General features: G+C 68.9%; 19 protein-coding genes. 13 read left to right on the forward strand and 6 right to left on the reverse strand.

Going from position 1 to position 16923, the window contains the following annotated elements:
• Nucleotides 1-211 precede the first annotated feature (211 nt).
• Entirely contained in the window at nucleotides 212-1504 is a 1293-nt protein-coding gene (locus MXA07_RS06490; RefSeq protein ID WP_247731233.1) for a sulfatase-like hydrolase/transferase, read from the forward strand.
• An 87-nt stretch (nucleotides 1505-1591) separates the two neighbouring features.
• On the opposite strand, the gene MXA07_RS06495 is transcribed toward MXA07_RS06490, so the two are convergent.
• Nucleotides 1592-2470 carry a universal stress protein gene (locus tag MXA07_RS06495; protein ID WP_247731234.1) on the reverse strand — a complete coding sequence of 293 codons (879 nt, stop codon included), beginning with the start codon at nucleotides 2468-2470 and terminating at the stop codon, nucleotides 1592-1594.
• 155 nt (nucleotides 2471-2625) lie between these two features.
• Between MXA07_RS06495 and MXA07_RS06500 the strand changes: the two genes are divergently transcribed.
• Nucleotides 2626-3243 (forward strand): hypothetical protein, encoded by a 618-nt coding sequence (locus MXA07_RS06500; protein ID WP_247731235.1) that lies wholly within the window; start codon nucleotides 2626-2628, stop codon nucleotides 3241-3243.
• A gap of 37 nt (nucleotides 3244-3280) precedes the next feature.
• Here MXA07_RS06500 and carA read toward each other — a convergent pair whose 3' ends face one another.
• Nucleotides 3281-4357 (reverse strand): glutamine-hydrolyzing carbamoyl-phosphate synthase small subunit, encoded by a 1077-nt coding sequence (carA, locus tag MXA07_RS06505; protein WP_247731236.1) that lies wholly within the window; start codon nucleotides 4355-4357, stop codon nucleotides 3281-3283.
• A 102-nt stretch (nucleotides 4358-4459) separates the two neighbouring features.
• On the opposite strand from carA, the gene MXA07_RS06510 reads away from it, so the two are divergent.
• Nucleotides 4460-4873, forward strand: coding sequence for an Lrp/AsnC family transcriptional regulator (locus MXA07_RS06510; RefSeq protein ID WP_247731237.1), 414 nt, complete (start codon nucleotides 4460-4462; stop codon nucleotides 4871-4873).
• A 62-nt stretch (nucleotides 4874-4935) separates the two neighbouring features.
• Here the strand turns inward: MXA07_RS06510 and MXA07_RS06515 are convergent, their stop codons facing one another.
• Entirely contained in the window at nucleotides 4936-5772 is an 837-nt protein-coding gene (locus MXA07_RS06515; protein WP_247731238.1) for a PHP-associated domain-containing protein, read from the reverse strand.
• Nucleotides 5773-5824: 52 nt separating this feature from the next.
• Here MXA07_RS06515 and MXA07_RS06520 point away from each other — a divergent pair, with 52 nt between their 5' ends.
• From MXA07_RS06520 to MXA07_RS06530, 3 genes are all read left to right on the forward strand, one after another.
• Nucleotides 5825-6751 carry a diacylglycerol/lipid kinase family protein gene (locus MXA07_RS06520; RefSeq protein ID WP_247731239.1) on the forward strand — a complete coding sequence of 309 codons (927 nt, stop codon included), beginning with the start codon at nucleotides 5825-5827 and terminating at the stop codon, nucleotides 6749-6751.
• 134 nt (nucleotides 6752-6885) lie between these two features.
• Nucleotides 6886-7449: an NUDIX hydrolase gene (locus tag MXA07_RS06525; protein ID WP_247731240.1), complete on the forward strand. Its 564-nt coding sequence runs from the start codon at nucleotides 6886-6888 to the stop codon at nucleotides 7447-7449.
• 262 nt (nucleotides 7450-7711) lie between these two features.
• Nucleotides 7712-8014: a DUF7853 family protein gene (locus MXA07_RS06530; RefSeq protein WP_247731241.1), complete on the forward strand. Its 303-nt coding sequence runs from the start codon at nucleotides 7712-7714 to the stop codon at nucleotides 8012-8014.
• Between the two features lie 61 nt (nucleotides 8015-8075).
• Here MXA07_RS06530 and MXA07_RS06535 read toward each other — a convergent pair whose 3' ends face one another.
• Both MXA07_RS06535 and MXA07_RS06540 read right to left on the reverse strand, forming a co-directional pair.
• Complete coding sequence (locus MXA07_RS06535) at nucleotides 8076-8396, reverse strand: DUF7977 family protein (RefSeq protein WP_247731242.1); 321 nt, start codon at nucleotides 8394-8396, stop codon at nucleotides 8076-8078.
• Between the two features lie 252 nt (nucleotides 8397-8648).
• Entirely contained in the window at nucleotides 8649-10142 is a 1494-nt protein-coding gene (locus MXA07_RS06540) for an amidohydrolase family protein (RefSeq protein WP_247731243.1), read from the reverse strand.
• 105 nt (nucleotides 10143-10247) lie between these two features.
• On the opposite strand from MXA07_RS06540, the gene MXA07_RS06545 reads away from it, so the two are divergent.
• Nucleotides 10248-10934 (forward strand): helix-turn-helix domain-containing protein, encoded by a 687-nt coding sequence (locus MXA07_RS06545; protein ID WP_247731244.1) that lies wholly within the window; start codon nucleotides 10248-10250, stop codon nucleotides 10932-10934.
• Nucleotides 10935-11129: 195 nt separating this feature from the next.
• Here the strand turns inward: MXA07_RS06545 and MXA07_RS06550 are convergent, their stop codons facing one another.
• Complete coding sequence (locus tag MXA07_RS06550; RefSeq protein ID WP_247731245.1) at nucleotides 11130-12170, reverse strand: zinc-binding dehydrogenase; 1041 nt, start codon at nucleotides 12168-12170, stop codon at nucleotides 11130-11132.
• Between the two features lie 298 nt (nucleotides 12171-12468).
• On the opposite strand from MXA07_RS06550, the gene MXA07_RS06555 reads away from it, so the two are divergent.
• From MXA07_RS06555 to MXA07_RS06580, 6 genes are all read left to right on the forward strand, one after another.
• Complete coding sequence (locus MXA07_RS06555) at nucleotides 12469-13425, forward strand: ABC transporter permease (protein ID WP_247731246.1); 957 nt, start codon at nucleotides 12469-12471, stop codon at nucleotides 13423-13425.
• Nucleotides 13422-14336 carry an ABC transporter ATP-binding protein gene (locus tag MXA07_RS06560; RefSeq protein ID WP_247731247.1) on the forward strand — a complete coding sequence of 305 codons (915 nt, stop codon included), beginning with the start codon at nucleotides 13422-13424 and terminating at the stop codon, nucleotides 14334-14336. Before MXA07_RS06555 ends, MXA07_RS06560 begins: the two co-directional genes overlap by 4 nt.
• Complete coding sequence (locus MXA07_RS06565; protein WP_247731248.1) at nucleotides 14333-15088, forward strand: hypothetical protein; 756 nt, start codon at nucleotides 14333-14335, stop codon at nucleotides 15086-15088. Before MXA07_RS06560 ends, MXA07_RS06565 begins: the two co-directional genes overlap by 4 nt.
• 2 nt (nucleotides 15089-15090) lie before the next feature.
• The gene (locus MXA07_RS06570; RefSeq protein WP_247731249.1) at nucleotides 15091-15390 is read left to right on the forward strand and encodes a transcriptional regulator; all 300 of its coding nucleotides are present in this window, start codon (nucleotides 15091-15093) and stop codon (nucleotides 15388-15390) included.
• A 123-nt stretch (nucleotides 15391-15513) separates the two neighbouring features.
• On the forward strand, nucleotides 15514-16089 hold the full coding sequence (locus MXA07_RS06575) for a MogA/MoaB family molybdenum cofactor biosynthesis protein (protein WP_247731250.1): 576 nt from the start codon (nucleotides 15514-15516) through the stop codon (nucleotides 16087-16089).
• A gap of 24 nt (nucleotides 16090-16113) precedes the next feature.
• Complete coding sequence (locus MXA07_RS06580) at nucleotides 16114-16887, forward strand: 5-formyltetrahydrofolate cyclo-ligase (protein ID WP_247731251.1); 774 nt, start codon at nucleotides 16114-16116, stop codon at nucleotides 16885-16887.
• Nucleotides 16888-16923: the final 36 nt, after the last annotated feature.

Here is a 16923-nt window from a genome sequence, read left to right on the forward strand (position 1 = left end):
ATTCGGAACGAGCGGAGCGAGCGAGAATCTCGGAGAGGCGAGCGGCGAAGCCGCGACCAGCGAGATTCGGAACGAGCGGAGCGAGCGAGAATCTCGGAGAGGCGAGCGGCGAAGCCGCGACCAGCGCGGTTCGGGGCCGAGAATCGTGATATCGCCTGCATAGGCCGGGCGTAGACGTAACCGAGCCGACGGTGTCGATGCGGCAGGCGCCATGGGCGGTCGGATCCCGGTTCTGCTACTCACGATCGACACCCTTCGGCGGGATCGGTTTACCGAAGCCTGTTTTCCGCGGTCGATGGACTGGTTCGCGGACGATTTCGCGATCTTTTCGAACGCGCTCTCCCACGGCAATTCGACGCCCTTTGCCTTCCCGGCCATCCTGACGTCGCATCCGGTCGTCGGCGACGGGGAATTTCCCGACGGCGCGCGAACCATCGCGGAGTCGATGTCGGACCGACCGTGTTTCGGCTTCTCGAACAACGCGCACCTCGACGCCTCGCGAGGCTACGATCGGGGGTTCACGGCGTTCGGACCGTACCCGCCCGACGACATGACGCTGAAACAGCGGCTCAAACAGCACGCCGTCATCGGCGACTCGGATACGGTGTACGCGGCGTACCGGTCCGTCAAGCGGATTCGGCACGCGGTCGCCGACCTCACGGGCGTGGGCGATGGCGATCCGTTTCCCAACCCGCTCACGCCCGGGGACGTCGTGACCGACTTCGTGACACGACAACTGGAATCGCACCCGTCGGCGTTCGCGTGGGGCCACTACATGGATCCGCACGTTCCCTACCATCCGGATCTCGCGATCGACGGGCCGGAGACGGATCGATCGCGACGGGAACTCGAGGCGCTGTACGAACGGTACCTCGGCGAGACGGAGCTCCCCGACACGCCCGAGACGAGGGCCGATCTGGAGCTCCTCCAGGCGCTCTACGAGTCGAACGTTCGGTACGTCGACCGGGAGCTCGATCGGTTGTTCGGCTGGCTGTCCGATCGAAATATCTACGAGGACGCGCTGATCGTGGTCGTCGGCGATCACGGCGAGCTGTTCGGCGAGGGCGGGATCGTGTATCACCCGTGGGACGTCGACCCGGTCGACGGCCTGGTGCGAACCCCGCTCCTGGTCAAGTATCCCGAAAACGCCTACGGCGGGATACGATTCGATCACCTCGTCCAGCACGCGGATATCCCGCCGACGATTTCGGACGTACTCGACCTCCCGAGTTCGTTCTGGTCGTCTACAGCGTACCCGTTGACCGATACGCGTCCGCGTCGCGTCGTCTCCAAGTCGAACACGGCGATCCGGCTGACGGAACCGGACGCCGTCGCGTACAAGCGACGGAACGGGACAGAAGACGGCGTCGACACCCTTTCTGAACGGGGGCGGGCGCTCCTCGAAGCGAGCGAGTACCCCTCCACGAAAACGAGCTCCGGGGAGGTCGCGGGCGTGGCCGAAGCCGAGCGTCAGAAGCAACTGGCGGCGCTGGGCTATCGATAGCGATCGATTCGGACGACGGCGCCGTGGTAGAACGGACGAGGCCGGCGCGGGGAACCGTCTTACGGGCCGAAGCCCTCCCGTTCGCCGCTACTCGAACGACTCGCCGACCCGTTCGACCAGTCGCCGCCACAGCGTCCGCGATCGACTCTCGTGACGGCGACAGAGGACGACGTCGCTCTCGGCCCGGCGGGCGACGGCCTCGGCCACGTCGGTCGCGACGATGCGGTGGAGGCGGCCGCTGCCGCCGGCGCCCATGACGGTCACGTCGTGATCGGTCGTCGCGGCGAGGATGGCGTCGACGACGTCGGTCCCACGAACCACCGTCTGGGTGACCGATTCGACCGCGCCGAGCGACGGGGCCGTTCGATCGAGGAGCGACCGGGCGTCGGCGACGGCCGTCTCGTCGGCGCTCGAATCGACCACCGTGGCGAGCTCGACGCTCGAGTCGTGCGCCCGGGCGATGGCGCCCGCGATCTCCGCCGCGAGGGTCGTGTGCGGACCGCCGGCGACCGGGACGAGCACCGATTCGATCGGCCCCCGGTCCCGGTCGACGCGCTCGACGATGACGTCGCAAGCCGCCTCGCGAAGCACACGATCGATGTACCCGCCGAAGACGACCTCCCGTCGGCGCGGACGGCCGTGCCAGCCCAGCAACACGGCCTCGACGTCGGCCGCATCGGCCAGACTCGTGAGGCTGCCGGCGACGTCGTGGCCGTATCGGAGCAGGCCCGTCGCCTCGATCCCGGCCGCGCGTGCGCGTTCGACGGTCTCGGAGACGACCGACTCGCCGGGGCCCGCGTCCATCGACGCGCGGGCCTGTTCGAGGCTCGTCTGTCCGGGCACGCCGATCACGTGGACGACGAGGAGTTCGAGATCGCGATCGTCGGCGACGTCGACGGCGGTCTCGAGCAACCGGGCGGCGGTGTCCGGGTTGGCGACGGGGAGGACGAGTCGAGCGTCGCTCACACCCGTTAATCCGCCGGAGGTGACCGTAAGGGTTCGGTCGACTCGCAGCCCGCGCTCCGGAGACGGGGCGCTTCGAGGTCGGGAGGGCGATCGCCGTGGCTGCCGCGCTGTCGCCGGGTGGGGTTTCAACCGTCCGGCAACCGTGAGACGGACGCATGGACACCGCTAGCGCGACCGAGGAACCCGCGTCGGACCGCCTCGCCGCTGCCCTCGATCGAGGGGCGGGTGACGGGACGCTCGCAGTCGTTGCCGGGGGTACCGCGCTGTTCGTCGCCGGCCGCATCGCGAGCGACGGCGCACTTCGAAGCGCGCTCGCCGCCGTCGCCGGCGCCGGACTGCTCGGGTACGGCGTCGAGAAGCGCGTCGCTCTCGCCGGTCGGGGGAGCGGAATCGGCGACGAGCCGGCGGCCGAGGAGTCGGACTGGCACCCCTCGCGCGACGACGCGCCGGCCGAACGGCCGCGGACGGGCAGTGAGCCGTCGATCGAGGACGCGACCGACACCCGTCCGTCGAGCGACGACGCGGTCGAGGCGGATCCGCGACGGTCGGCGGACGAATCGGGCACGTCGATCGATATCGCCCCTCCCGGGTCGGCGGCCGACGAATCGGACGCAGGGACCGATCGCGACCGCACGCAGGCCGAATCGACCCGGACCGACCCGGTCGACGATTCCGACGGTGACGTCGGCGATCGAGACGCCGAACCCGGCACGTCCGGCGATCGGGACGGGACGGAACCGGACGATACCGACTCGGCTACCGGGGGAGAATAGGCACGCGGAGTCGGCGAGACGGGAGTCGAAGAGCCGCTCAGTCGTCGCAGGCGATCGCCCGCGAGGTGGGCGCCTGTGCCATCGTGAGGACGTCGTCGAAGAAGTCGAGGGTGTCCTCGGGACCGGGGTTGGCCTCGGGGTGGTACTGGCGGGTGAGGACGTCGCAGTCGACGCCGGTGAGCCCTTCGGGCGTGTCGTCGTTGACGTTACGCTGGGCGACGTCGAGGCGCGGGCCGGGGTCCTCCACGGTGTAGCCGTGGTTCTGGGTCGTCATGACGACGCGGCCCGTCTCGAGGTCCATGACGGGCTGGTTGACGCCGCGGTGACCGAAGGCCATCTTCTCGGTCGTACCGCCGAGCGCGAGCGAGACGATCTGCTGGCCGAGGCAGATGCCGGCGACGGGGTAGTCGTCGACGAGTTCCTCGACGAGCGAGACGGCCTCGTCGTAGTTTTCCGGATCGCCGGGGCCGTTGGAGATGAACAGGACGTCGGGGTCGATCGCCCGGACGTCGGTCGGCGTCGCGTCGTGGGGCAGGACGTGGACGGTCGCGCCGCGCTCGACGAAGGACTCGATCATCGAGAACTTCACGCCGCAGTCGACCAGCGCGAGCGTCTCGCCGTCGTTCTCGGCGCCGTAGACTTCGGCGTCGGCGACGCTGACCTGCGAGCCGATCTCGGTGTGATCGCTCATCGCGACGGAGCGATCGAGCTCGGCCAGGGCGTCCTCGGGGGTGGCGGTCTCGCCGACGGCGATCCCGCACTGCATGGCGCCGCCGTCGCGGATGTCGGTGACGACCTCGCGCGTGTCGAGGTGGTCGACGGCCGGAACGCCCTCGTCGGCGAGCCAGTCGGCGACGTCGTCGGTCAACTCCCGTGCGAGCACGGCTCGCGGGTGGACGCGTTCGGACTCGAAGCGCTCCTCGCGAACCCCGTAGTTCCCGATTAGGGGGTACGAAAACGTCAGGATCTGTTCTTCGTAGGACGGGTCTGTCAGGCTCTCTTCGTATCCCGTGTAGGCGGTTGTGAAAACCAGTTCCCCACGGGCCGTACCCGGCGAACGACCACGCCCCTCGATCACGTGGCCGCCCTCCAGTGCAATATAGGCCGGTGGCATTACGAGATACGTACTGGCGGCAGGGTCATAAGTGTTGTCTTCGAAGCGGAGTTACGATTTTCGTAATCGTCAAGTGCGACCGCCGCGAACCGTCGCACCTCCATGGACGACCTCGACCGCGAGATCCTCGACGTGCTTCGCCGCGACGCCCGGACGCCCTACACCGAGATCGCCGAGGAGGTCGGCACCAGCGAGGGGACGGTGCGAAACCGCGTCGACCGGATGGTCGAGTCCGACGTCATCGAGCGCTTCACCGTCACCACGCGCACGGGGAACGTTAAAGCGATGCTCGAGATCGGCGTCGCCGTCGACGTCGACACCCGGGAGACGACCGAGCGGATGGCCGAGTGGGACGAAGTCGACTACGCCTGGCAGGTCTCCGGCGAGGACGACATCGTCCTCGTCGTTGACGCCGCGGACACCCGCGGCATCAACGATCTCATCACGCGCGCCCGCGAGCAGGACGAGGTCGTCAACACGAAGACCCGCCTCATTCTCGACGAGCAGCGCGGCTGAGTTGTGACCGCGAGCCGGTCGATGCTCGCTCGCTTCCGTCAGTCGGTGACGCGTTCGTTCTATCAGTCGGTGACGCGCTCTCGTCCGTCGGTCGACGTCCGCTCGCTTCCGTCAGCCTGCGTTCGATCGGCCCCGTCGGTCCGCGTTCGGTCGACGTCGCCTGCCTCGATCGGGTCGGCCTCGACACCCTCCGCTTCCGCGGGTGGTCGCCCGACGCCCGGGGTCGGTCCGAGATCGCCGAAGTCGTCCGCGACTCCCTTTCGGTGGTGGACCCGCCGGTAGAGCTGTCGGAGAAGGCGATCGGCCCGGCCGCGCTCGATCGCGAAGTCGACGTCGCCGGCCCGGATGGCGTCGACGACCGCTCGCGGGGTGAGGTCGTCGGTCTCGATGCGCGTGTACGCTCGCCCGACCTCGAAGGGGTAGTGCGCGTCGCTGCCGCCGATCAGCGGCAGGTCGCGCACTTCGGCCAGCTTCTCGACGAGGGGGAGCGAGCGCGGGTGTTTGCCGTTGACCTCGATCGCGTCGAAGGGGACGTCGTCGACGTCGCGGACCGTGCTGTTGCGAAACGGGTGGGCGACGACGGCGGCGCAGTCGCGATCGTGGGCCAGGTCGACGGCCTCGCCGGGGGAAAGCTCCTTCGGCTCCGTCTCAGTCGGCGGATCCGGCCCGATCACGAGGACGTGTCCGCGGTCGGTCGAGATCTCGATGCCGGGGATCGAGGCGACCGCGGCGGGTCCGAAGCGGGTGTAGTAGTCGTGGTTCGTCGTCGCGATTCCGTCGAGGCCCCGACGTTCGGCGAGCCGGGCCAGCACCCGGTGGCCGATCGGGTCGAACCGGTCCCCGAGGTCGCGGCGCCCGTGGAAGAATCGCGTGTGCGTGTGGAGGTCGACGCGGTACATGCACCGACGTACGTGGGCCACCCCTTTTTGACTTTCACGGTGTGGGTGACCCATGGCTTCGAGCAGTCCCGGTCGCGGCGTGGTCGTGGTGAACCCCGTCAGCGGCAGCGCCGACCACGTGGATACGGTCGTCGAACGTGCCGCCGACGCCGGATTCGAGACGCGACTCACCGACGCGGCGGGCGACGCCAGGCGGATCGCTCGCGAGGTCGCCCCGGCGGCCGAGGTCGTCGTGGCGGCCGGCGGCGACGGGACGGTCAACGAGGTGGTCAACGGAATCGTCGAGGCGACGGCGACCGAGTCGACGACGCTCGGGATCGTCCCGGCGGGCACGGGAAACAACTTCGCGACGAACGTCGGCATCGAGGGGATCGAGGCGGCGTTCGACGTGCTCGCCCGCGATCGCCGTCGCGAGATCGATCTGGGACTGGCGAACGATCGCGCGTTCGTCAACTCCTGCGTCGGCGGGATCACGGCGGCGGCGAGCGCGGCGACCGGCTCGGAGGAGAAGGCGTCGCTGGGCGTCCTCGCGTACGTTCGCAACACGATCGAGGAGGTGACGTCGTACGATGCGCCGCCGCTCTCGGTGGATCTGCGAGACGGGTCGGCCGACGACGTCGACTGGCAGGGCGATGCACTGTTCGTCTTCGTGGGCAACGCCAGGCGGTTCTCCGGGACGCGAACGGCCCAGGCCGACGTCGAGGACGGCCTGTTCGAGGTGGTCGTCGTCGGAGAGGAGCCGCCGTCGTCGCTGGTCGGCGACGCCGCGCTGGAGCGCCTGCTCGGCCGCGACGGCGACGCCATCGTCCGGCGTCGGACCCCCTCGGTTCGCATCGCCTGCGAGGAACGGTCGGTCGAGTACAGCCTGGACGGCGAGATGCTTGAGACGGATCGCCTGGAGCTCGACGTCGCCGCGGCCTCGCTGTCCGTGATCGTCGGCGAGGGGTACGCGGCCGATCCGGACGGGCGACGAACTTAACGTCGCCACGACTCCGCCGATCCCCGCTCTGGTCGGGTCGAACCGCGAATCGTCGGGAGATCGGACCGGATCCGGCGGGCGCGGGCCGGGGCCGATTCGACACTGGTTTGAGAGCGCTTCCCGACGGTGGGAGTATGAGTAGCGAGTCAGACGGGCGGGCGGCCCACCCGAACGCGGGGCAGGACGTCGTCGCCGTCGACGCCGACGACACCGAACTCGAACAGGTCAACAGACTCGACGCCCACACCGGCGACGGCATTCGCCACCGCGCGTTCACGTCGCTCGTCTTCGACGGCGACGGCAACATCCTGCTGGCCCAGCGCGCCCCCGGAAAGCGCCTCTGGGGCACCTACTGGGACGGCACCGTCGCGTCCCATCCGGTCGCGGGCCAGAGCCAGGCAGACGCCACCCGGCAGCGCCTCGAAGAGGAACTCGGCATCACGCCCGACCAGTACGACGACCTCGAACGCACCGACCGCTTCGAGTACAAGCGCTACTTCGAGAACGAGGGCGTCGAACACGAGGTCTGTGCCGTGCTCAAACTCACGCTCACGGACCGCAGCCTCGATCCCGACGAATCGGAGGTCGCCGGCCTCGCCTGGGTGCCGTACGACCGGCTCCGCGAGCACCCCGAGTGGTATCGCCAGTTCCGCCTCTGTCCCTGGTTCGAGATCGCGATGCGCCGCGACGACGCCTGACGGGACGGTCGTTCCTCACCTTCGCCGATAGGCACCGTTCACTTTGTTCGGTCCCCGCGTTCGCCGGTAGGGCCTCCCTTTCCGTCGATAGGCACCCGTTTCGAAGCGCCGCTCTCCCCGGCAATTTCCGTAGTTCGCCGGTACGATGGGGGAGGAGACGGTCGGTTGTCGAGGGCGTGGTAGATGAATGCTAGCATGTAACAAGGTTTATGGTGGGTAGCTTCGTAGGAGGTGCCGTGAGCCGATCACGGCTCCGATCGCCATGAGCAAGGCGCCGACGGAACCACGAACGAACGCGGTCGAGCTGTCCGACGAACAGCAGTGGGTGCTTCACCACCGGGTCGTCACACTGGCCGACGAACACCTCTCGGCCGGCGACGACGTGCCCGACTGGCTCGTGGAGTCCTTCGAGCGCCTCGAATCGGACGGTTCGTCGCTACCGGAGCGGGCGATCGACCCGCTCGAAGCCGATCTGCGCGCCTACGTCGAGGACCCGGAGACGCCGTCGTCGGACGCGAAGACGGCGACCGCGATACTCGACGCGCTCTCGGATCGCTCCGACTGACGAACGCGGTTGCCTCGCCGCGGTTTCTCCGTCGCCGTTTCCGGGCCATCGCCGTCTCGTTTCAGGGACGGGTCGTCGCCCAGACGGCGGTCAGCCCGAGCAGAATCGCCGGGAAGAGCGGCAGGATGATCAGCGCCATGAGGTAGACCTCCGCCTCCGGCGTCAGCACGTAGATCGAGAGCGGTGCGACGACGAACGCGAGGACGATGACGCCGACGAGGATCCAGCCGCGCCGGCCGAAGGTCCGGTCGGCCGCGGTCGGGTGGACGCCGGTTCGGGAGTCGGTCGCCCGCTCCGCCGACCCGTCACTCGCCTCGCCCCGTCGCTCCCCGTCCGCGTCGAACGCCGCCGGATCGTGGACGTAGCCCTCGTCGTCGCTCACGATCGATTCTTTCGGCCCGTCGGATAAGTGCGCTCCGTTTTCTCGCTTCGCGGCGGTTTCACCTCCGCCGACCGCGGCGAGCGGGCTGACCACGGGCGGCGAGGACGCCGTCCGCATCGATCGACCGACCCACGCTATTCCGAACTCGCGTCGGCGGTCGCGGAGGGACGATACGACCGACTCGTGCGGAGCCCCTTCGGAAACGCCCTCGCGACCGTGTTGTCGACGAGAATCGTGACGCGTCCCATTGGTTCACCTGCGGACGTATCCGCCGATCGTTTCTCGGGCGGACCGCGTCGCGAGCCGGGCGATCAGCCTCGCCGGGCCCCGTTTCGGGGCGTCCCGAACCGCGTCGACGGGACTCGGGGATTCGGTCCCGTGGTTGTCGAACGTCCACCCGGTTGCGTCCTCGAACCGCTCGATCGCGCTCGTCGCCCGCTCGAGCACGGCCTCCGGATCCACCGTCTCGATCTCGCCGTCGCGCATCACGACGTCGCCGTCCACGATGACCGTCTGCACGTCGGCGGGGCCGGCCTGGTTCGCCACGTGGGCGAAGGCGTCGTTCACCGGCGCGAATTTTGGCTTCGTCAGATCGAGCACGATCAGGTCGGCCCGTTTTCCCGGTTCGAGGCTGCCGATCTCGTCGCCGACGGAGAGTGCGCGGGCCCCGTCGATGGTGAGCATGCGGACGAGCTCCCTGGCGGTGAACTGTCCCGTTCCCCGTTCGAGGTTGGCGGCGAGTCGAGCTTGCCTGGCTTCGCCGAAGAGGTCGTAGGAATCGTGCCAGTAGTGGTCGTCGAGACCCAGCCCGACGTCGACGCCAGCGTCCCTGAGCGACGGGACCGGGGTCCACTGGTCGTCCGGATTCGGATTCCAGTGACAGAACACGGACGGGCAGTGGACGACCGATGCGTCCGCCCGCGACGTGCGGCGAACGTCCTCGTCGCTCGCCAGTCGGAAGTGGGCCGCGACCAGTCGATCGTCGAGCAATCCCACGTCCTCGAGCAGGTCGAGCGAATCGGCGGCGCCGTTGGCCCGCGCCATCGTGTTACTGGCCTCAAGTTCGAGCAGGTGCGTGTGGACGAGGAGGTCGGGATACTCGGCGGCGAGGTCGGCAACTCGCTCCCACAATTCGCTCGTACACGACCAGTCGTCGTGCGGGCAGATCGTCGCCCGTATCCGTCCGTCGTACGAGCGGTGGTACTCCTCGACGAAGTCCCGCGCTCGCGCGAACTGGTCGTCGACCGGAACGTCCCAGAAGAGATCGGAGAGCGGCGCGCCGAAAAACGCGCGGAGGCCGGCGCGGCCGAAGGCCTCCGCGCCCGGTCGCGGGCGCATGTCCATCGAATTGGTCGTCGTGATCCCTCCCGTCAGGAAGTTCAGCGCGGCGAGTTCGTATCCCGCTTCGATCAGGTACGAGAAGTCGCCGGCGCCGATTCTGCTGTACACTGCCCACAGGTGTCCCCAGAGTTCGAGGAGGCCAAGCTCGCTGACGCCGCCGATAACCGGCGTCAGTTCGAGGTGCGCGTGGGCGTTGACGAGGCCCGGCATGACGAGGGTCCCGGACCCGTCGACGACGACATCCGCGGGGGCGTTCCCGTCGCCGGGCTCCGTCTCGCGAACCGCGGCCAGTCGGCCGTCGGAGACGACGATCGTTCCGCGCTGTAGCAATTCGTTGTCGCCGTCGACCGTCATCACGAGGGCGTCGTGAATGACGACGTCGGGATCGGTGACGGACACCGTCATACCTGATCGTAGGGGCGGGGTCGGGAGGCGCTTCTGCGGGTAATCACCGGCGGCTTTATGTCCTCGCCGGTCGCAGGCAACCGAACGACTGCGGGTGCGTTCCCCATGAAGTATCTTCGCGTGACGGCCACCCCCGATCCTGAACTGGTGCCGCGAGCGTACGAGATCGTCTCCGAGCGCGGGCCGGTAACGGAACTACGCGTTCTCGACTGGAACCTCGCGGCGTCCGGCGCCGGGACCGTGCTGTACGCCGTCGAGGGGTCGGCCACCGACTTTCGGGCGGCTGCGCTCGAGACCGAGGGCGTCGACGGCGTGGCGCTCACCGACGAGGACGCAGATCCGTCCTACGCCCTGCTCGAGGCCCGATCGGCGGCGATGCCGTTCTTCGAGACGATGGTCGCTGCGGTGGCCAGGGCCGGGATGATCGTGCGTCGCCCGCTCGTCTACCGGGACGGCGCCTCGCACGGTCACGTCGTCGGGAAATCGGGTCCCCTTCAGGAGATGCTAACCGAACTTTCGCCCGACGTCGATTTCGACGTGACGGCCGTCGGCGAGTTCCCGTGTCCGGCGGAGGATCGTTCGACGCGGCTCACGGACCGACAGCGGGAGGTGGTCCAGGTCGCCCTCGCCATGGGATACTACGAACGACCGCGGCGAATCACCCACGAGGAGATCGCCGCCGAACTCGACTGCGGGGTGAGTACGGTCACCGAGCACTTACAAAAGGCCGAAGACAAACTGATCCGGTCGGCGATCGGCGACGAGATCCGGCACTGCGGGGTCCGAGGGTAGATGGCGGGCAGCGGTCTCCGATCGTCGGATCGCTATCGCCGCGACCTCGGGTCGTCCTCACCTCCGAGGCGTTCCCGGTCCGCGGGACCCCGCGGACATCCGGGATACGGAGTCGCGGGGTTCCGTCGAACGTGGCGAATCACCCGCCGATCGCTCCCGATGCGAGCGGTTCCGAATCCGGTTTCGACCGACCGCTCAGTACTCGCTGTCGGGCACGACCACGACCTTTCCGAAGCCCTCGCGTTCCTCCAGGAGCTCGTGCGCGCGAGCGGACTCGCTCATCGGGAGGACCTCGCGGATCGCCGGTTCGAACGTGCCGTCCCAGACGAGGTCCATGACGTCGTCGACCTGGCCCGGCGTGGCCATCGTCGAGCCGACGATCGAGAGCTGGTTCCAGAAGATCCGCGGGATGTCCGTCTCCGGGTTCGGCCCCGTCGTCCCGCCACAGGTGACCAGTCGGCCGCCCTTCGCGAGGCTCTTGATCGAGTCGCGCCAGGTGGCCGCGCCGACGTGGTCGACGACGACGTCGACGCCGCGCTTGCCGGTCTCCGCGCGGATCCACTCGGCGAAGTTCTCCTCCTCGTAGTTGCAGACGTGGTCGGCGCCGTATTCGCGGGCGGCCTCGAGTTTGGCCTCGGTCGAGCCGGTGGCGAAGACCTCGGCGCCGACGTAGTCGGCGATCTGGACCGCCGCGTGGCCGACGCCGCCGCTCGCGCCCAACACGAGGATCGATTCGGTCGGGCGCAGGTCGGCCCGGTCGACGAGCATGCGCCAGGCCGTCTGGAAGACCAGACAGGCCGAGCCCGCGACGGTCCAGTCGACGCCGTCGGGGACGGGAATCAGGTTGTCCTCGGGCACCGCCGCCCGCTCTGCGTGGACGCCGGGAACGTGTTCGCCGATGACGTGGTAGTTCACGCACAGCGTCGGGTCCCCGTCGCGACAGAATTCACAGCGGCCGCAGCTGACGCCCGCCGAGACCGCGACCCGGTCGCCGATGTCGAACCGGGTGACGGCATCGCCGACGGCCTCGACGACGCCCGCCCCGTCGCTGCCCGGAATGTGGGGCATATCGAGGTCCAGCGTTGGGAGCCCGCCGCGGGTCCACACGTCGAGGTGGTTGAGCGCTCCCGCTTTCACGTCGACGAGCACCTCGTCGTCGCCGACCGTCGGCTCCGGCCGCTCGCCGTACTCGATGACGTCGCGACCGCCGTGGCCGGTGAACGTGACTGCGTCCATGTGCGCCCGATTGGCGACGACGGGGATAACGATTCTCACTTTCGGTGACGCGATGGTGGTGACCGTTCGATATCCAGCAGCGATGGGTATCGGGCTGAAACCACCGTTCGCCGTGCACCGATTCTCACGCTCTCATCCTTTCACGCTCTGACTCACTCGCACTCTGATTCACTCGCACTCTGACTCACTCACACTCTCGAAGAGACTAGTAGCGAATCCGAACGGAAGCTTTGTAGTGCAAAGTACAATACTTGGGAAAGTATTTTGTACCCTCGGGCAGACACCCCTGGTACGAGCGATGGAACGAACTGATACCGACGACCGACCCGCCGACCAGGGGCGGTCGTCAACGAGAGACGACGGCCCCCGCCCGGACTCCGTCAGGGCCGACGGCGGCGCTCACGCAGCCGAAACGGGCGCGGAGACGGTGCGCGGGACCGCCGCCAGCGCGACGGCCGTCTGGGCGAACCAGGCCCGCGCGTTCGCCGAACGCTGTCTGCGCGAACTCGCGACGAGTCGAATCATGCTCGCGAGCCTCGTCGGCACGGCCGCCGGGATGCAGCTGTTCTTCGGCGCCCTCTGGGAGGGGATGGCCGCGTCGACGATCGCCAGCGCGGCGGTCGGCACGGCCACGTTCGGGGCGATCTACGTCTGCCTGTACGCCTTCGGCTACCTGCTGGCCGGCGACCTGGAAGCGCGCCGGTACGAGGCCTACCGATCCATGCCCATCGCCGCCTCCGCGGACCTGGCCGGGCGGATGCTCGCCGGCGGGGTCCTCGCGACCGTCGCCTTCTCGCTCACGCTGGTCGCCGGCGTCGTTACCGGCGGGTCGTTCGCCCTGCGAAGCGTCGCGTCGGTCCCGATCGTCCTCCTCGCCTTCGCCGTCACCTGCGTCTTCTGGATGCTCGTGGCGCTGCCGGTCATCGCGACGGCGGCCAACGAGCGCCTCGCGGAGTACGGCGTGCCGATGATCGCCGTCCTCGGCTACATGCTCACCGGGTTCAACGGCGCGAACGTCGCCCTCTCGCCGCTCTCGGGCGATCTGCTGAACTACCTGCCGAACACGCTCTCGACCCGCCTGCTGATCTACCACCTCGTGCCGACGAGCGACTGGGCCGAGGCCGGTCTCGGCCCGCCGGGCCCGCCTGCCGGTCCCGAATACCTCGCCCTGCTCGTCGCCTACGCCGTCGTCGCGGCCGTCGCCGGGACCGTCGCGACGAATCGCCTCCTCTACGACCGGGGGGTTCGGCGATGAGCGTCGTCGAAACCGACGACCTCGCGAAGTCGTTCGGAGACGCGTCCGTCCTCCGGGACGTCGACCTGACCGTCGAGGCGGGCGAGGTGCTCGCCGTCATGGGACCGAACGGGGTCGGCAAGTCGGTTCTCTTCTCGGCCATCGCGGGCAGTACGCGTCCGTCGTCCGGCTCCGTCACCGTCTTCGGCGCCGATCCGACCGAGCGATCGGACACGACGAGCTTCCTCCTGCAGGACGCGCTGTGTTCGGACCGACTCACCGGCCGGGAGAACATCCGGTACTTCGAACGGCTCCATCCCGCGTTCACCGACGAGGCCTGGACGATCGTCGACCGCCTCGGACTGACCGAGGCACTCGACAAGCGCGTCGAGGACTACTCCGGCGGGATGACCCGCAAGCTCGAACTCGCCATCGCGCTCGCCATCGACGTCCCGCTGTACCTGCTCGACGAACCCACGGCCGCGCTCGACCTCTCGACGATCCAGGCGGTCCACCAGCTCGTTCGCGAACGGCGGGCCGCCGGCCGAACCATCCTGCTGTCGAGTCACCAGCCGATGGACGCCGACCTGGCGGACCGGCTGGCGTTCGTCGCGGACGGGCGGATCGTCGGGACGGGGTCGCCCGAGACCCTCTTCGAGCGCGTGCCGCCGGTCGTCGAGACGCGCCTCTCGAACGCCGACGCGCTGGCCGACGTCGCTCTCGCGGGCGTGACCTACCCGGCCGACGGCGCCGTCCGCGCCTTTCTCCCCCCTGACGGCGGGGCGAGCGACGCGGACGGACAGGGGACCGACGATCGTTCGTCCACCGATCCGGCGGTGCCGTCCGGCGTCTCGCGCGTCGAGCGAACCACCTACACCGACCTCTTTACGTACTTCACGCGACTCGTTCCGGCGATGGAGGGCGACCCATGACCGAGCCGGACCCGTCCGCGAACGGCGGCGGAACGGACGCGCCGGCGAACGACGGCGGGACGAACGCGGGCGCTTCGTCGTCTGACCACGGCAGCGGGACGGACGCGGAGGCCACCCCGTCCCTTGCCGCGAGCGATGACGTCCCGTCGGATCCCGAGGCGCTTCGCGCGGAACTCGGCCAGATCAAGCGCGCCGTCGGCCTGGCCGAGTCGCACCCGTACTGGTGGCGGATGTGGCTCGTCGAGGGCCTCGGCGTGGCGCTGCTCTTTCCGCTGTTCAACGTGGGCTTCGTCTACGGCTTCTCGATCCCCGTCGTCGGCGGCCTGCTCGCCGTCTTCGCGGGCCACCAGTACGCCCTCTATCGGGTTCAGCGGGCCTACGACGAACCGACGACGGGAATTCCCGACTGGGGTCGCTGGCACCTCGGCTTCTTCGCCGGGTTGTTCGCGTGGATCGTCGGCCTCTCGCCGGTCCTCGACGCCGTTCCCGGCCTGGCGGAGACGCCGCTGATCTGGGTCGGCGCCGGCATCGTCATGGGCGTCGCCTTCTTCTATATGGGTCAGTTGCTCGGCGCCTACCACATCCGATCGGCCGACCGCAACGCCTTCTACCTCGGCGGGAGCTGGCTGCTCGCCGTCTCCGCAGCGCTCCCCTGGCTGCCCGATACCGTCCAGGACTGGGCGTTCGCCACCCTCGGACTCGCCTACGGCCTGTACTGTCTCGTCGCCTACGTCGTTCTCGCCCGCCGCTAACGATGGAGATCGACAAACTCGTCCACCAGCCGACGCGGCTGCAACTGTTCGCGTACCTCTACGCGAACGGCGAGACGACGTTCTCCGACCTCGCCGACGCGCTCGAGCTGACGGAGGGCAACCTGGCGAGTCACATCGGCCGCATGGAGGACGAAGACTGCGTCGCCGTCGAGAAGACGTTCGTCGACCGCAAACCCCGAACGACCTACGAATTGACCGACCGGGGCGAACGCCTCTTCGAGGACCATGTCGCGACGCTCGAGGCGCTCATCGACGACTTCGACGCGGCGAGCGACGCGTGATCGGCTCGGCGCCCGGTTTCGGCCGGCGTCTCGGAGCGGCGTTCGATCGGCGACGCGACCGACCGCCACGCCCCGGTGATTCGGATCCCCACCGCTAAGGGGGACGACTGAGAACCCCCGCGTATGGCCGCCGACCGAGCGGATGGAGGGACCGAATCGTCCGACGCCGACGCGGCCGCCGACGGCGGTCCGCCCCTCGGAATCGGGCTCCTCTCGATCTCGGAGATGCGGTCGCTCTCCGACGACCGGGCGCTGGCCGAGGCCACCGCCGACGTCGAGGCCGCCGGTCACGAGATCGTCGTCCGCGAGCGGATCGGCCGGGACTTCGATTCGGTTCAGTCGACGGCGTCGCGACTCGCCGACCGCGACGACGTCGACGCGCTGGTGACCGTGGGTGCGACCAGCGTCGAACCGACCGACGTGACGGTCGGCGCGGTCCGGCCGCTGCTTGACGCCGAACTCCCCGCGTTCGAGACGCTGTTTACGCTCTTCGCGCTCGAGTCGATCGGCACGCACGTCGTGGCCTCGCGCCCGCTCGCCGGCGTCATCGGTGAAACGCCGGTGTTCTGTTTGCCGGGCAATACCGGCGGGACGCGACTCGCGATGCGTCGGATCGTCTGTCCGCAATTGCGCCAGCTCGTCAACCTCGCGGCCCGACCGGAGGCCGACGATGGTGACGAATCCGAAGCCGATGAGTGAGTCGCGCTCGACGGTACTCGCAGCATGAGTCCATCCGCCCGCGACGGCGACGAATCGACGGACCCCGACTCGCCGTCCGAGGCCGGCCGGTCCAAAGCGGCCGTGCGCGAACGAATCTGGGACGCCCTCGAGGATTCGGGAGCGGCCCGCTTTCCGTACCCGCCCCACGGGCGCATCCCCAACGTGGCCGACGCCGGTGACGCGGCCGAGCGCCTCGCGGACACCTCGCGGTGGGCCGCGGCTCGGACCGTCAAAGCGAACCCGGACGCCCCGCAGCTCCCGGTGCGTAGGCGCGCCTTACGCGACGGAAAACGCCTCTACGTCGCCGTTCCGCGGCTTCGCGACGAGCGGTGCTTCCTCGAACTCGATCCGTCGAAAATCGACGATTACGACGGCGCGACGACCGTCTCCGGGATCTCCGAGTACGGCGTCCCGCGTTCGCCCGCCGACCTGCCCCGCATCGACCTGATCGTCTCCGGGAGCGTCGCGGTCTCCGAGGCCGGCGCCCGAATCGGGAAAGGGGAGGGCTACAGCGACCTCGAGTGGGCGATCCTCCGGGCGTTCGATCGGGTCGACGACGCGACGACCGTCGCCACGACGGTTCACGAGCGCCAGCTCGTCGAATCGATCGACGCCGACGCCCACGACGTCACGATGGACCTGGTGGTCACGCCCGAACGAGTTATCGAGACGGGCGGCGCCTCCCAACCGGACGGGATCGACTGGGCGGCGCTCTCGCCGGAGCGACGCGACGAGATCCCGATTCTATCGGCGTTGGAACGGGATCCGCCGGTCTGAGTGTCCCTCCGCGCCGATTCGAGCACGTCTCTAGAA

It is taken from the genome of Halovivax limisalsi, from assembly GCF_023093535.1.
Classification (GTDB): domain Archaea; phylum Halobacteriota; class Halobacteria; order Halobacteriales; family Natrialbaceae; genus Halovivax; species Halovivax limisalsi.

Excerpts from the sequence above, each read along its gene's own strand:
- MXA07_RS06490 (WP_247731233.1), top strand. The coding sequence starts at position 212 with ATGGGCGGTCGGATCCCGGTTCTGCTACTCACGATCGACACCCTTCGG.
- MXA07_RS06500 (WP_247731235.1), top strand. The coding sequence starts at position 2,626 with ATGGACACCGCTAGCGCGACCGAGGAACCCGCGTCGGACCGCCTCGCC.
- carA (WP_247731236.1), bottom strand. The coding sequence starts at position 4,357 with ATGCCACCGGCCTATATTGCACTGGAGGGCGGCCACGTGATCGAGGGG.
- MXA07_RS06510 (WP_247731237.1), top strand. The coding sequence starts at position 4,460 with ATGGACGACCTCGACCGCGAGATCCTCGACGTGCTTCGCCGCGACGCC.
- MXA07_RS06515 (WP_247731238.1), bottom strand. The coding sequence starts at position 5,772 with ATGTACCGCGTCGACCTCCACACGCACACGCGATTCTTCCACGGGCGC.
- MXA07_RS06520 (WP_247731239.1), top strand. The coding sequence starts at position 5,825 with ATGGCTTCGAGCAGTCCCGGTCGCGGCGTGGTCGTGGTGAACCCCGTC.
- MXA07_RS06525 (WP_247731240.1), top strand. The coding sequence starts at position 6,886 with ATGAGTAGCGAGTCAGACGGGCGGGCGGCCCACCCGAACGCGGGGCAG.
- MXA07_RS06530 (WP_247731241.1), top strand. The coding sequence starts at position 7,712 with ATGAGCAAGGCGCCGACGGAACCACGAACGAACGCGGTCGAGCTGTCC.
- MXA07_RS06540 (WP_247731243.1), bottom strand. The coding sequence starts at position 10,142 with ATGACGGTGTCCGTCACCGATCCCGACGTCGTCATTCACGACGCCCTC.
- MXA07_RS06545 (WP_247731244.1), top strand. The coding sequence starts at position 10,248 with ATGAAGTATCTTCGCGTGACGGCCACCCCCGATCCTGAACTGGTGCCG.
- MXA07_RS06550 (WP_247731245.1), bottom strand. The coding sequence starts at position 12,170 with ATGGACGCAGTCACGTTCACCGGCCACGGCGGTCGCGACGTCATCGAG.
- MXA07_RS06555 (WP_247731246.1), top strand. The coding sequence starts at position 12,469 with ATGGAACGAACTGATACCGACGACCGACCCGCCGACCAGGGGCGGTCG.
- MXA07_RS06560 (WP_247731247.1), top strand. The coding sequence starts at position 13,422 with ATGAGCGTCGTCGAAACCGACGACCTCGCGAAGTCGTTCGGAGACGCG.
- MXA07_RS06565 (WP_247731248.1), top strand. The coding sequence starts at position 14,333 with ATGACCGAGCCGGACCCGTCCGCGAACGGCGGCGGAACGGACGCGCCG.
- MXA07_RS06570 (WP_247731249.1), top strand. The coding sequence starts at position 15,091 with ATGGAGATCGACAAACTCGTCCACCAGCCGACGCGGCTGCAACTGTTC.
- MXA07_RS06575 (WP_247731250.1), top strand. The coding sequence starts at position 15,514 with ATGGCCGCCGACCGAGCGGATGGAGGGACCGAATCGTCCGACGCCGAC.
- MXA07_RS06580 (WP_247731251.1), top strand. The coding sequence starts at position 16,114 with ATGAGTCCATCCGCCCGCGACGGCGACGAATCGACGGACCCCGACTCG.